A 13,982-nucleotide genomic window follows, 5' to 3' on the forward strand; every position below is an offset into this window, starting at 1 on the left:
TTTTCTTATGGCAAAGTTGCAATCATATCAACGTTAACGATAACTTCTGTACCAGCAATATCATCTGGATTTGAGTGTGCTGTATCGTTAGCAACATACAGTTGAATCGTATCGCCTGTTGAAAGTTGAGTTGAAGCTAAGTATTCAGCTGCAGTAAGTTCCGTCGCTGAAAGGTTATCGCCGACGACAATGTTAGGCTGTACTTCACCCATTAAAGCTGGAAGCACATTTACTTGTGATACCGTCCAGTTAGCTGGAGTTAAAGCCCCAAGCACAGCCCCCGTGTAGTCATGCGCTTCCAAAATAACAGGTTTAGTTGTTTCGAACGTACCGTCAGCGTTCACCTGTAACGTACCAACAAAAGAAGCAGAGTCTTCACTACCGCCCGCACCAGTAACAAGGATGTCACCGTTGGTTACAAAACCAGGAACAAAGCCGCTGAATACTGCAGAACCAGTAGAGGTATCGCCAGGTGCAGAAAAAGCTGGAACAGATGTAATTGCAGATAGCAGTGTAATAAGTGTTAGTTTTTTCACTTTTATTTCCTTCGATATATTCATAATATGATTAGTTAGCCCCTTGCTAACTTCGGGTGTATGATATGCAATGAATAAACGTTTTGGTTAGCAAGTAAAGAAAAGTGACCTTCCGATATGCCTAGTGGATATTTGAGCAAGAAAACCATTCACCTAAAAAATAACCTAGGCATTTAATTCCTTAGGTTACTCATTCGCTAATTTAGTAACTGGTATTAGATCCCACCTTCGGTCTTATCTTATAAAAGTAGTTATTCACATGAACAACCCCACTTCAATATAAATACTAGAGACGTATAACAGTTTGAGTTTTAACTTATATCATTGCTAATAGCGCCAGCTGTCAACTAGGCACTCACCAGTGCCAGATACTAGCTCGTGCTAATTTAAAGTGATTTAGCCTTGTTAGAATACGCAAATAAATAATGGGCTGTGCTCTCTTTGCTTAATTCCCATAACATTCACTAATGAGTATTAAATACATGATGAGAATAAGTACATACGCACCTTTTCATAAATTATCCCTGTCAGTAGCGATATCATTGGCGCTGTTTGGGTGTGGTGCATCTAGCGACGAAGCGACTACTAACTCCAAACCCGAATCTCCAACATCAGGAGATACCCTTTACTATGCTCAGGATGTAATTCGTCAAAGCACTCCCACAAATACCTTTTTTGTTGATTTGTCGAATAATATGGAGTCATCTGATGATTCGTCAGTTACATTAACGACAGTTACGTCTTTGAATAATAGCTATGATTGTAATGTTGTATCCCAAAATGCCAATGGCTTCACCATTAGCGCTCAAAGTGCAAAAGTGTGCGACTACCGCTATCGAGTTGGCGCTGCGCTACCTTCTGACATCGCTATGAGCTCCCATAGTAACTATGGAGAGGCGCGTATTAGCGCTACTTCAGCAACATCAGGAGATGGTTTTGCTGAAGCGACAGTTCGTGCGGCTGTCGGTGAGTCAACTGAGCAACTTACACCGATTTCAGGACTAACCTCCTCTTTCACATCTGTACAAATAGATATCGCTAAAGAGCTTGGGAACGCGGGGTACTCTCTAGACACAAGCACATATGCATTAGCAACCACGGTTACATTGCCTAATGGTGATGCGACAAATTCAACTGCTATTGCAAACACATCAACTAATACGATTGATTACACCCCAGGAGATGGCATACCAAGCGGCGTAGAACGCATCCTATATAGCTATAGTGATGGTTCAAGTGTGTTAGCTGGTAGTATTGATATCGCGATCTCAACAGACACAAACAGTGCACCAACAGCAGAATCTCTCAGGAAAATCAGTTATATAGATCCAGACTCTGGTGACGAGGTAGCTAAAATTCCTTATGGTAAACAATTAAGGTTCAATGTTGCGGATCTTATAAGTGACCCTGACGGTGATACTCTTCATCTCGTTGACATTTACAGCTTTGGTGCAACCATCTTAATTCCAAACGATGCCAACAACGATGGTAATCTTTTCAATGATACTGAGTTTGATTTCACTAGTACCCAACCTGGAGAAACATCTGTGTCCTATGTTGTGTCTGATGGAAAAGGGGGCTATGCCACAGGAATTTTGCAAGGTTACGTCGGTAACCCATATGAGCCAATCGTCTCAGTGAATATCTACCTACCACCGTTGATGTACGCAGATACTAAAGATGCTGAAATCATCGCCACACCTCAAGTTGGTAACGGTACTACCGCTTTAAATGGTATCACCACGGCTTCTCACGATTGGCACACTGCTAATTACTTGTGCCAAGCTAGAGGAGCACGATTGCCAACGGCGATGGAACTTCAAAGCCTATATGATGATGGCAATACTAGTGGCCGTTTGTTTACTAATCACAACTGGCCAATTGACGTTAACTACTGGGCTAGTGACCAAGGAACAAGTGGAACTAGCTATCATCGTTCCGTAAACATGGCAGATAGAGTTGTTAGTACAAATGATGTCAATTCGAGTGTTCGATTTACTGCTTGCGTCGATGAAACACCTCCAGGGTATCCAATTAAATTCCTTGGTGATGACATTGGTAATGATTATCTATTTGATACTCGTATCAATGCTCAAGTGACGTTTGGCTGTGGGTTTATTGTAGATTCTATCTCGCAGGTAGGAGGTGCTCGTATTGGAGGCACTGGCGGATCCCAACATACAATAAACGTTGCTGACATAGGTAGAGTTAGAGCTCTCTGGGGACCCACAGAGTTTGGGTCTGGAAACGATATGTCTCGACTCTTTCTATATAATAAATCTGGTGGCTTACTGTTAACCTGTGGTAACAAATCTTACTCAGGTCACTATAGCGATGAATATACTCTAACCGCAGATGAGCAGTTAACAGGCTTTAGGGCCACAGGAGACAGCTACCTAAATGGATTAGAGCTTTGGGTTGATACCGAATAATCCTAAGACGCTAGCGTTAAACTAGTTATTCGTAACTAGTTTAACGCTAGACTGCACACTATTTATGTTTCAATTTAAACAATTTCAACTCAAACCTCACTATTACATCCAATCTAACTTTAGTCGAACTGGCAGGCATTAAACACTTGATACTAGGCTAGTATCTTGAGATGTTTAGCTTTCTATCTTGATACATTAAGGCAGCAATGCAGTAACACTCTCGAGACGGTCTATAATATGAACACGTTTACCGCATTGAACTTTCATTGAATAAAAAGGATTTATCATGAACAAACTCGTCATTATCATCTTATGTGTACTGCTTCCGCCTGTTGGCGTGTTCTTCGCTCGCGGCGCCGGGAAAGATTTGGTGATTAATATCATTCTTACTTTCTTCTTCTGGGTTCCAGGAATGATCCATGGTCTGTGGGTAGCCACCCGCTAACCCTTATTAACAAATAGATACCGAATAAAATATCCATAAAAACAAGCTCCTAGCCATGAAGAGTTAAAAATAGGATGAAATGAAAGTACTTTTCCACTATCATCCTGTCGCCTAAACGTAAGCGATTGCTTTCACAGATTTCGCTGAGTTTAGGCTCCAACTACATAACACTTCAAATGGTGGGAGCCTTCAATGACACAACTTACGATTACTCGTCCTGACGACTGGCACGTTCATCTACGCGATGGCGAAGTATTAAAAGATACAGTTCGCGATATCAGCCGTTACAATGGTCGAGCGTTAATCATGCCAAATACCATCCCACCGGTAACCGATACCGAAATGGCTCTTGCTTACCGTGAACGCATCATGGCAGAGCAGCCAAGTGAACAATTCCAGCCTCTAATGGCACTTTACCTGACAGACAACACAACACCTGATGAAATTCGTAAAGCGAAAGAATCTGGCGCTGTTGTAGCAGCGAAGCTATACCCTGCTGGCGCGACGACTAACTCTGATTCAGGTGTAACTTCAGCTCAAAAGATTTACCACGTACTCGAAGCAATGCAAGAAGTGGGTATGTTGCTGCTGGTACACGGTGAAGTAACGGCTCACGATGTTGATATCTTTGACCGTGAAAAAGAGTTCCTAGACACAGTTCTAGCACCGATTGTTAACGACTACCCTAACCTGAAGATCGTTCTAGAGCACATCACGACGGCAGATGCTGCGACTTTCGTTAAGAACGCTAACGAGAACGTAGCGGCAACCATTACTGCTCACCACTTGCTTTATAACCGCAACCACATGTTGGTTGGCGGCATTAAGCCACATTTCTACTGCCTACCTATCCTTAAGCGCAACACACACCAGTTAGCACTTATTGAAGCAGCAACAAGCGGTAGCAAGAAGTTCTTCTTGGGTACAGACTCTGCACCACACGCTAAAGGTGCAAAAGAGTCAGCGTGTGGTTGTGCAGGTTCTTACACAGCGCACGCTGCGGTTGAACTGTACGCTGAAGTATTCGATTTAGAAGGCAAGATTGAGAACCTAGAAGCATTCGCGAGCCACAATGGCCCAGACTTCTACGGCATGCCACGTAACTCAGATACAATTACGCTCGTTAAAGAAGAGTGGAATGTTGCTGAAACGATGCCTTTCGGTTCAGACATCGTTGTGCCAATCCGTGGCGGCGAGGCGATTGCTTGGTCTGTAAAATAAGCACTTGGGCTGTTAAATAAACACCCTCCATTTAGCGAAAAGGGTCACCATAGTAATTATGGTGACCCTTTTTTGTTTCGATAAAAGACTGTCTTATTCCCAGCAGTAATTTAACGATTACTTACCGCGAATTTTTCCGATAGCAGTCCAAATAGCAACGACAATCAATCCAGATAAAACCCCAATCACACCATTTAATAGCGTTGGTACCACCGCAGTCGCAATCGTATGTCCACTGAAGTCCATAATAATCGGTTCAATTAAGTGATGAATTGCTGGAACGTTGTGTACCACAATACCGCCGCCAACCAAGAACATCGCAGCCGTGCCGACAACCGCAAGCATCTTCATTAGCTTTGGTGCAAATGCGACTAACCCATTACCCAATCGGGTTTTAATGGCACTCCCATTTGATGTGCGTTGGAGATAGAAACCTAAATCATCCAGCTTAACGATCCCTGCCACTAAGCCATAAACACCAATCGTCATCACAACCGCTATCAAACTCACCACAAGAATCTGAGTCACGATACTTGTACCCGTTACGGTACCCAGCGCAATTACAATGATTTCCGCAGATAAGATAAAGTCAGTCCGAATCGCGCCTGCTACCTTTCTCTTCTCATACTCTTCAACAGATTCACCCGAGCTGCTTTCCTCATCTTTCTCTTCGTGTTGATGAGCATGAGGAAAAAGCTTTTCTAAGATTTTCTCTGCCCCTTCAAAACAAAGAAGCAGACCACCAATCACCAGTAGTGGCATGATCAACCAAGGAATGAATGCACTGATCAATAGTGCTGCCGGAACCAAAATCAGCTTGTTTTTAAATGAGCCTTTGGCGACCGCCCATACCACTGGGATTTCTCTTTCAGCAGAAACACCGGATACCTGCTGGGCGTTAAGGGCTAAATCGTCACCTAATACGCCTGCGGTTTTTTTAGCGGCTACCTTAGACATCAATGCGACATCATCCAACACGGTTGCAATGTCATCTAGCAGTGTTAGTAAACTTGCTCCAGCCATTTTGTTGTCTCTTTATAAAGAATTGAACCATCAATAAAATGTAACACCATCAATTCACTCATCAAAGTTATGAGTCTGTAAAAAATAAAGTCACAAGTTGTGTTTTCTATTGCTGTCTCTGTTAGACAGGAATAATCTGTCTTAATCTTTCACGAACATAAAAGAAAAAGTATTGATGAAAAGTGAATCTACCTACCCGATTGGTAAGCCAGGGCAAAAATGGCAACAAGCAGAACGTGAAGCATGGTTAGCTCAACGAACGGTTAAGCGTGAATACCAGCAAGAAGTTGTACCAAAGATTAAAGCACTGGCAGACCGCTTTGACATCGAACAATACGGCGCACTGAGCTACGACGAAGCTCGCTTCCCACTCTTCGCTATCAAGAGCAAAAACTGGGACGAGTCAAAGCCGACGATTCTGGTAACAGGTGGTGTTCACGGTTACGAAACCAGTGGCGTGCATGGCGCGATCAAATTCGCTGCGACTCAAGCAGAAAAATACACGGCGCACTTCAACATTGTTGTCGCACCTTGTGTGAGCCCTTGGGGCTACGAAGTGATCAACCGCTGGAATCCAAATGCTGTTGATCCAAACCGCTCTTTCTACGACGGTACGCCAGCAGAAGAATCAGCAAACCTACGAGCTCTAGTAGCGTCTCTGCCAGAAGTATTGGTTCACGTTGACCTGCATGAGACGACTGACTCTGATGAAACTGAATTCCGACCTGCACTCGCAGCTCGTGATGGCATTGAGTACATCGAAGGTATGATCCCAGACGGTTTCTACACTGTTGGCGATACTGAAAACCCACAACCTGAATTCCAAGCTGCTGTCATCGCTTCAGTTGAAAAAGTAACCCACATTGCGCCTGCGGATGACGAAGGCAAGATCATTGGTTCAGACGTCACTCAACACGGCGTGATCAACTACCCAATGAAGAAGCTTGGCTTATGTGGCGGCGTGACTGACTGTAAGTACGGTACAACCACAGAGGTTTACCCAGACAGTGACAAAGTAACAGACGAAGAGTGTAATGATGCTCAAGTTGCTGCTGTTGTTGGTGCTTTAGATTACGTTATTCAGCACGAATTGAACGCATAAGCTCATACCCGCTAATAACTAGAACCGAGCACCTAGAACTAAGAACGAAAAGAGCCACAAGTGATGATTCACTTGCGGCTCTTTTTTATCTGGTCTCTGATTTCTTCCTAGGCATAAAAAACTCTCTTGCACCAAGTACAAGAGAGCTTTGAATCATGCTGAGTAAAGTAAATCTCTATCTAGCGACTTACTTAATTCACGATTTATTTTGTAGTTTGAGTTACGGTTTCTTGCCCTTTACCGACTTCTGTCAGTAGGCCTTTCAACAAGCTCACACAACCAATCAAAAGAATGATCGTAAACGGCAGTGCTGCAATAATCGTAATAGATTGCAGAGCTTGGATTGATTGAGTACCACCAATCCACAGCATTACCATTGCGATAGCGCCTGAGATAACCGCCCAAACCACTTTCTGTTTCACTGGCACTTCTAGTTTACCACCCGCTGTCATGCCATCGATAACGATAGAGCCTGAGTCCAACGTTGTAACGAAGAACACAATGATCAGTGCGACTGCGAGAACTGACAGAATGCTACCGAACGAGTAAGCATCTAGCATGTAGAACAAGCTTAGAGATACGTCTGTAATGCCTTGGTCGAGGCCAAGTTGTCCCACATGGTTAATTACTTGCTCGATAGCTACGCCACCGAAGATCGACATCCAAGCCGACGTTACCAATGTTGGGATAATCAGTACGCAAAGTAGGAACTCACGAACCGTACGGCCCTTAGAAATACGCGCTACAAACATACCGAAGAATGGTGCATACGCAACCCACCATGCCCAGTAGAACACAGTCCAACCATGCAGCCATGTTGTGTCTTCACGACCCGCACTTTGGCTCAAAGCTACGATATTTTTCACATAGCCCGTTGCCGCCGTTGCCATTGAATCAAGCACAGTTGTGAAATTCAATACAGCGATAAGACCAAGGAATATGAATGCAATAACCATGTTCAGGTTACTTAGGAACTTAACACCACCGTCCATACCACGTAGTACAGAGATGATCGCCAAGCCCATGATCAGAACGATGATAGATTGCTGAAGGAAGATGTTGTTTTCCAAGCCGAACACGTGGCTAATACCACTTGCTGCTTGTGTACCACCTAAGCCCAATGAAGTCGCAAGGCCAAACAGAGTAACCAGTACGGTTAGTACATCGATTACATCACCAGTTTTGCCCCACACACGCTCACCCAGAATTGGGTAAAACACAGAACGCATTGATAGCGGTAAGCCTTTGTTATAAACAAAGTACGCCAGACAAAGCGCCGTCATGCCATAGATAGCCCATGCATGAAAACCCCAGTGGAATACGGTTGCGCCTAGCGCCAGTTCACGACCAGCGGCTGTGAAAGGTTCTGCGTCTAATGGCGTTCCGAACCAGTTAGTGAAGAACGCAGTTGGCTCTGCAACACCCCAGAAGATAAGTCCAATACCCATACCTGCTGCGAATAACATCGCAATCCAAGATGACATTGAATAGTCCGCCGTCGCGTCTTCGCCACCTAAACGGATTTTACCCAACGGTGAAAAAGCAAGAACAACAGCAAACGCTAGCATGATGTTAGCTCCCCACATAAACAGGAAGTCAAACTTTGATAGAACAGCACCCTTAATAGAATCAATTGCAGCTTTAGCATCTGCAGGAGGAAGAGCAAGAAGAGTGATGATGAAGAGAAGAGATAAGCCAACTGAGGCTACGAAAACTGTGTTATGGACATCCATGCCCCATTTACTGACGTTGTCTTGACCAACTTGATAGTCAGTAGAATCAATACTGTACTTTTTTGATTTAAAACTCATAAATTATGATGTTCGCATATCCGAATCAACGAATATAAGGACGCTCTCCGTATCCAATTACTACTTGATTGGCTCGCCGAACCGCCTAAATAAAAGGCAATAAAAATCACAATAGTTAGTGACAAATGGACTTATTGGCTCAATCCCAAGGCGCACATTATAGCACAGCTCAAAGCATTTTGACTGAGTTTTAGCTCAATAGTCGCCCAAACCACCGTTGACAATGATAGTTAACCTAATAAAAACAGAATAAAACAAAAGAACAAAATTATTTAAATACAACAACTTAAATCAAAACCACACACTGTAACGTCACATCCAAAATTTCTGCATATAATTTTGATAATCGCCCAATTTACTTATAGCTCTAATAAAAAAGCCCCGCTATAGGGGCGGGGAAAGTTACCAAAGGTAAAAGAGAAATCAGTGCTCAAATGTCAGTGCTGCGTCTCACAGATCAGCACTGCACATTTCAAAGACAGTTCGTTAGATTGCGAAGCAAAAACCTAGGTTATAGTCTTCACCATTTTTCGCCGTGAACTCTTTGTCTTCACTTGATGCATTCGGGCGGCCACTTTCATCGCCTTTCACTAAGCTCACCCAGTGACGGATGCCAGAAGAACGGCTCGCCTCAGTTTGGCCAAACGTGGTGCATGTCTCTAACTGGATATCTTGAATATCAACCAATTCTAAGTAGCCAGTGCCTTTACGAGCACCGATTGTCACTTCAACGTGTGTACCGCTTTCATCACGAAATAGGATTGCTGAAGGCTTAGACTTATCGCCGGTGAAAGCAACAAAGTGCTTCGCTCGTTTTAGGCCAGTATGTTCGCCATTTTTGAAGTAAACCTGAACATGTCGGTAGTCAATCTCATAGCTCACTGCGTCTTCGTGTGAACCAGCCTCAAGAGGAAATAGAGTATCAAGCAACTGTTTCGCCATTTTTTGTTTTTCGAGCTGCTTGTCTGCTTTCACCATTTCTACGGCAAAGACAGCTTCAGCAATAAATGTTGAATGGTTTCTGTGAAGTTCTGTTCTGTCTAGTGTCAGCATATTCATAGTCTTTCCCTCTTACGGCTTTGAATTTCATGTAGGTCAAAAATCCTGATTGACCCTTTTCAAAATTGTTCTTTACTGTGTTGCTTCCATGTATTTCATACTACTTGTATTTTCAAAACAATTTCACAACAAAAATTTCACAGTGTTAATTTTACTAAATTGCTTTTTTACACAAACCGGTATTTTGAGCCCCTAGCCCTTTATCTAACTGGGTTGAGGGCTCAGTAGAAACACTTTTACGTGTTGTTTGAATTTGTGTAATAACCAACACCAACCAACTTATTGTCGATCACTCGATAATAAGTGTGCTTGGTTTCCACTTTGCTCGACAGCGGGTTTAACCATTGATAGGTATAAACGCCTCGGCCATTTTCTTTGGCTAGGTTTAACATCTCAGTGAGAATTGGCTTATCGTCAGGGCTTAGGATTTCGTTGTGTGAACGCCCGACAAGCTCAGGGGATACACCGTGCGCGAGCAACTTTCCAGAGCTCATATCCATCACGAACACATACAAGTCTCCCTCAACAAAGCTGCCTTCGGTATCATTGAACTCCGCGAGACTGTCCTGCTCTGATTCCACTATCGCGGCCATCGCTCTCGCCAATAATCGCTTAGCTTCTGTTGCACTAGAGCGTTCTGGGTAATACCCCACGGCAACAATCACATCACCCACACGTTCAAAGAAAGTGGTTTTAGGCTCGCCCATGCGGTCAGTCGGATTAGTCCAATGGTACTGAACTTCGCCAAACCCGTTGTGCACAGCCTTAGTGATCATTTCACGGAAAAAGGGATTACCGTAAACGTCTTGAGTATCCAAAACACTGTCGCCCACCAACACCATTGAAGAGCCGCCACTGGCAAGGAATTGGCCATCAATACCAAGAGCAAACACATAGAGCTCACCGTCTATATATTCGGCATCACTCATGAAGTCTTGAACGCTTTCATCGCCTTCTTTTTGAACGTGCACTACTGCTTTCGCAAGCAAGGTTTTGGCTCTTCTTTCAGCATCGCTGACCACATGTGGCTCTGAAATATCGAGCACATTAACTGGCTCGTTTTCTTTTGCTGTTTCTGAATGTTCGGCACGTAGTCCAATGCCACTGATCACTGCAAATACGGCACAACCAATAAGGATAATTCTTGATATATTCATAGTGACTTCTCCTAATAGCCCACTAAGGACGGTAGCCAGAGCGTAATTTGCGGGAAGAAAGCGATAACGAAAACGCCAATAACGGATGCAAGCACAAAGGGATGGATCTTCGCGGTAATCTGCTCGACCGTGGCTCCGCCTATCCCTGAGGCGACAAAGATATTTTCACCGAGCGGCGGTGTAGCAAAACCTATCGATAACGTACACACCACCACAATACCTACGTGGGTTGGATCTGCGCCTAGCATGTACATGATTGGCAGCAAGACCGGTACGATAATCATGATCGCGGCTAACGTTTCCATGAACATGCCAACGAAAAGCAATAGCACAATAGTCAGTGCCCACACCATGTACATGTTGTCAGTGAAACCTAGCAATGACTCCGCCACCACTACTGGAATTTTTTGTTCGATTAACAAGCGACCAAATACCGTTGCCGCGAATAGAATCAGCAACACACGTCCAGTGATCCATGTCGTTGTCGACAATGATTTAATCGTGCTTTTGAACGATAACTCTCGGTGAATAAACACCCCGACAAACAGTGAATAGAAGATAGCCACAACCGCCGACTCTGTTGGTGTGAACATGCCGCTGTAGATGCCTCCGAGAATCAAAAACGGAGCCAGTATCGACCAGATACCACGACGCAAAGAGTGTCTTACTTCGCCAAATGACCAGTTTTCAGTCAGCCCTTTGTAACCTTCACGTTTAGCAATAAAGTAGTTAGTGACCACTAGCGTCGACGCCATAATGAAACCCGGCACAACCCCAGCAACAAACAGTTTTGGAATAGATAAAGAGGCAAACTGTCCGTGTTGAGCAATGGCCTCTGGCGGTGCCATTAATCCCATAGCGGAGATGCCGAAAATAACTAACGGGATGGATGGCGGAATGATAATCCCCAAGCCCCCTGAGGCGGCCGTTACTGCGGAGGCGTAGCTCTTATCGTAATCTCGCTTAACCATTGCTGGTACCATCAACATACCAACCGCAGCGGTCGTGGCTGGGCCTGAACCTGATATAGCTCCAAAGAAAAGACACGCCATTACCGTTGCAGCGCCAAGGCCACCCGTCACAGGGCCGGCTAAACTCTCGGCTATATCCACCAACCGTTTGGAGATACCCGCCGCCTCCATTAGTGCGCCAGCAAGAACAAAGGCTGGTAGTGCCATTAACGGGAAGTTACCCACCGAAGTAAACGCGATTTGTACTAAAGCGATAGGATTTTTGTCGAGCAACATATAGGCCGCCATTGAAGCGCCGGCCAGTGATACTGTGATTGGTGCACCCAGAATTAACAGGGTTAAGAAGCCACCAAATAAAATTAGAGTTAAATAGGATTCCATTATTACATCTCTCTATTACGGCTATTCTCTGTGACGACTACTGTGATGACTTTTGTGCCGTCATTTTTCGCAGTTCTTTGACTTCTGGATCTTCGTTCTTAGCGCCTTTAAACAAACGCTCGTAGTTGTTCCAGATAATGCGCAGCATCATCAACGAAAACGCGATAGGCAAAATCATATAGAAGTACTTCATTGGGATGCCTGTAGTTTGAGATTTCCAGAACAGGTTCATTTTGTTGAACACGAAATCGTAACTGAGATAGACAAAGTAACCGTTGAACAGCAACCATAAAAAGTCAGCGATGGTTTCACAGACGGTCTGAACAATCGGAGGGAAGAACTTGAAGTGAAAACTGACTCGGTTATGCGCCGACATTTTGGCCGCCACAACGGCGCCTAGATAGGCAAACCAAACGAACATGTAAGTCGCGACTTCATCACCCCAAGGTATGGAGTAATCGAAAAGCTGACGAGTAAGGATTTGTGTGAACAGTAATAAGACAAAGCTTGCTAGCAACAGACAACAGGTATATTCCTCGATGTTGTTAAGATGCTTTTTTATAGTTTTAGCGACTGACATATAACCTCCAATGTTGATTTCCACATGACAACCAGTCGCTCGCGGTACTGAGCAGATCAGGTACTAAACAGATCAACGAGTAAAGCCATGTAAATGCCCTATCTCACTGTTCTATCGCTAGGTGATTAAGTAGCGGAGAACAGCAGATAGGGCGTATCTAATCGTTACTTTCTACCTAGTAACTCAAGAACGTCGTCTAGCTTGTCTTTGCCACCAATGCTTGAATAGAACTTAGGCCAAACTGATTTCGTTACCTTGCTGATCCACTCTTTCTCATTGTCTGCTGGGTCTGTGAATACCATGCCTTTTGCTTGTAGCTCTTCACGGATCTTGTTTTCAGTATTCTCTAGATAAGCAAAGCTGTGTTCTGTTGCTTCCTGACCCGCTTCAAGAATGATCTTTTGCATCTCAGGTGTCTGTTGTTGGAAGACCGTTTCACTGACGATTAACGGCTCAAGTGAGAAGATGTAACGCAGGTTTGTTACGTACTTTTGTACTTCATTGAACTTCATCGCATGAACAGTGATGTATGGGTTGTCTTGACCATCAACCACACCTTGCTGCAGGCCAGTAAATGTCTCTGACCATGCCATTGGTGTTGGGTTTACACCCCATGCTTGGTACGAAGCAATCATAATTTCGTTACGAGGAACACGAATCACTAACCCTTTTAGATCCGCTGGTGAAGCGACTGATTTTTTCGAGTTAGTCAGAACCCTAAAACCAGAATAAGCCCAACCTACGATGCGAACACCTGCATCACGAATCGTGTTATCGACAAGGTCTTGACCTACTTGGCCTTGAGTTAATAGCACCGCTTCTTCTGCACTTTGAATGACGTAAGGCATGGTCAATAGACCAACCGTAGGAGAGAAAGGCGTCACGTTGTTGATCGCCAATACAGAGAAGTCGAGAAGGCCGATTGCCGCGTCGTTCACGGTATCTTGCTCATTGCCCAATTGACCATTCGGGAACAGGTCGATTTTGACTTTACCGTCTGTTTTTTGCTCCATCAATTCAGAAAATGATGTCGCTAATTCCCATTGAGTACCACCAGCAGCATCGCCGATAGCCATTTTAAAATTTGCTGCTGCCGCGGCATGAGATAGCATCGCTGTTGCTACAATTGTGACGCCAGCAATAATTTTATTTTTAATCAATTTCATAGTCTTAACCTTTCATATCATACAGACTTCCTGCCTGTACTTTGCTCACAAGGTGACCTGGTACAACTTTCCTGGTCGTAGTTCTATTTCCCTATTTT

12 protein-coding genes are annotated in these 13,982 nt (G+C 44.1%); 4 read left to right on the top strand and 8 right to left on the bottom strand.

What is annotated here, in order from left to right:
* Nucleotides 1-5 precede the first annotated feature (5 nt).
* Nucleotides 6-536, bottom strand: a complete 531-nt coding sequence (locus AB4133_RS15100) for a hypothetical protein (protein WP_372148335.1) — start codon at nt 534-536, stop codon at nt 6-8.
* A gap of 467 nt (nt 537-1,003) precedes the next feature.
* Between AB4133_RS15100 and AB4133_RS15105 the strand changes: the two genes are divergently transcribed.
* From AB4133_RS15105 to pyrC, 3 genes are all read left to right on the top strand, one after another.
* Entirely contained in the window at nt 1,004-2,968 is a 1,965-nt protein-coding gene (locus tag AB4133_RS15105; protein ID WP_372224924.1) for an adhesion domain-containing protein, read from the top strand.
* 286 nt (nt 2,969-3,254) lie between these two features.
* Nucleotides 3,255-3,413 carry a YqaE/Pmp3 family membrane protein gene (locus AB4133_RS15110; protein ID WP_017059962.1) on the top strand — a complete coding sequence of 53 codons (159 nt, stop codon included), beginning with the start codon at nt 3,255-3,257 and terminating at the stop codon, nt 3,411-3,413.
* Between the two features lie 192 nt (nt 3,414-3,605).
* Complete coding sequence (gene pyrC, locus AB4133_RS15115; RefSeq protein ID WP_372224926.1) at nt 3,606-4,634, top strand: dihydroorotase; 1,029 nt, start codon at nt 3,606-3,608, stop codon at nt 4,632-4,634.
* Nucleotides 4,635-4,751: 117 nt separating this feature from the next.
* On the opposite strand, the gene AB4133_RS15120 is transcribed toward pyrC, so the two are convergent.
* Nucleotides 4,752-5,657 carry a DUF808 domain-containing protein gene (locus tag AB4133_RS15120; RefSeq protein ID WP_372224928.1) on the bottom strand — a complete coding sequence of 302 codons (906 nt, stop codon included), beginning with the start codon at nt 5,655-5,657 and terminating at the stop codon, nt 4,752-4,754.
* 175 nt (nt 5,658-5,832) lie between these two features.
* Between AB4133_RS15120 and AB4133_RS15125 the strand changes: the two genes are divergently transcribed.
* Nucleotides 5,833-6,759: a M14 family metallocarboxypeptidase gene (locus tag AB4133_RS15125; protein ID WP_017064294.1), complete on the top strand. Its 927-nt coding sequence runs from the start codon at nt 5,833-5,835 to the stop codon at nt 6,757-6,759.
* Between the two features lie 203 nt (nt 6,760-6,962).
* On the opposite strand, the gene AB4133_RS15130 is transcribed toward AB4133_RS15125, so the two are convergent.
* From AB4133_RS15130 to AB4133_RS15155, 6 genes are all read right to left on the bottom strand, one after another.
* A complete protein-coding gene (locus AB4133_RS15130) occupies nt 6,963-8,570 on the bottom strand; it encodes a BCCT family transporter (RefSeq protein ID WP_136980001.1) in 1,608 nt (535 codons plus the stop codon).
* Between the two features lie 486 nt (nt 8,571-9,056).
* Complete coding sequence (locus AB4133_RS15135) at nt 9,057-9,629, bottom strand: malate synthase (RefSeq protein WP_004731899.1); 573 nt, start codon at nt 9,627-9,629, stop codon at nt 9,057-9,059.
* A 236-nt stretch (nt 9,630-9,865) separates the two neighbouring features.
* Entirely contained in the window at nt 9,866-10,786 is a 921-nt protein-coding gene (locus tag AB4133_RS15140; RefSeq protein WP_102457745.1) for a cache domain-containing protein, read from the bottom strand.
* 11 nt (nt 10,787-10,797) lie between these two features.
* On the bottom strand, nt 10,798-12,138 hold the full coding sequence (locus tag AB4133_RS15145; protein WP_004731904.1) for a TRAP transporter large permease: 1,341 nt from the start codon (nt 12,136-12,138) through the stop codon (nt 10,798-10,800).
* Between the two features lie 37 nt (nt 12,139-12,175).
* Nucleotides 12,176-12,718, bottom strand: coding sequence for a TRAP transporter small permease (locus AB4133_RS15150; RefSeq protein ID WP_009845769.1), 543 nt, complete (start codon nt 12,716-12,718; stop codon nt 12,176-12,178).
* Between the two features lie 164 nt (nt 12,719-12,882).
* Nucleotides 12,883-13,884: a TRAP transporter substrate-binding protein gene (locus AB4133_RS15155; protein ID WP_054541836.1), complete on the bottom strand. Its 1,002-nt coding sequence runs from the start codon at nt 13,882-13,884 to the stop codon at nt 12,883-12,885.
* Nucleotides 13,885-13,982 lie beyond the last annotated feature (98 nt).

Origin of the sequence: Vibrio sp. 10N.286.52.F8, from assembly GCF_041468745.1 — a bacterium.
Taxonomy (GTDB): domain Bacteria; phylum Pseudomonadota; class Gammaproteobacteria; order Enterobacterales; family Vibrionaceae; genus Vibrio; species Vibrio crassostreae_C.

Coding starts and splice junctions, on each gene's coding strand:
- AB4133_RS15105 (WP_372224924.1), top strand. CDS start 1,004: ATGAGTATTAAATACATGATGAGAATAAGTACATACGCACCTTTTCAT.
- AB4133_RS15110 (WP_017059962.1), top strand. CDS start 3,255: ATGAACAAACTCGTCATTATCATCTTATGTGTACTGCTTCCGCCTGTT.
- pyrC (WP_372224926.1), top strand. CDS start 3,606: ATGACACAACTTACGATTACTCGTCCTGACGACTGGCACGTTCATCTA.
- AB4133_RS15120 (WP_372224928.1), bottom strand. CDS start 5,657: ATGGCTGGAGCAAGTTTACTAACACTGCTAGATGACATTGCAACCGTG.
- AB4133_RS15125 (WP_017064294.1), top strand. CDS start 5,833: ATGAAAAGTGAATCTACCTACCCGATTGGTAAGCCAGGGCAAAAATGG.
- AB4133_RS15130 (WP_136980001.1), bottom strand. CDS start 8,570: ATGAGTTTTAAATCAAAAAAGTACAGTATTGATTCTACTGACTATCAA.
- AB4133_RS15135 (WP_004731899.1), bottom strand. CDS start 9,629: ATGAATATGCTGACACTAGACAGAACAGAACTTCACAGAAACCATTCA.
- AB4133_RS15140 (WP_102457745.1), bottom strand. CDS start 10,786: ATGAATATATCAAGAATTATCCTTATTGGTTGTGCCGTATTTGCAGTG.
- AB4133_RS15145 (WP_004731904.1), bottom strand. CDS start 12,138: ATGGAATCCTATTTAACTCTAATTTTATTTGGTGGCTTCTTAACCCTG.
- AB4133_RS15150 (WP_009845769.1), bottom strand. CDS start 12,718: ATGTCAGTCGCTAAAACTATAAAAAAGCATCTTAACAACATCGAGGAA.
- AB4133_RS15155 (WP_054541836.1), bottom strand. CDS start 13,884: ATGAAATTGATTAAAAATAAAATTATTGCTGGCGTCACAATTGTAGCA.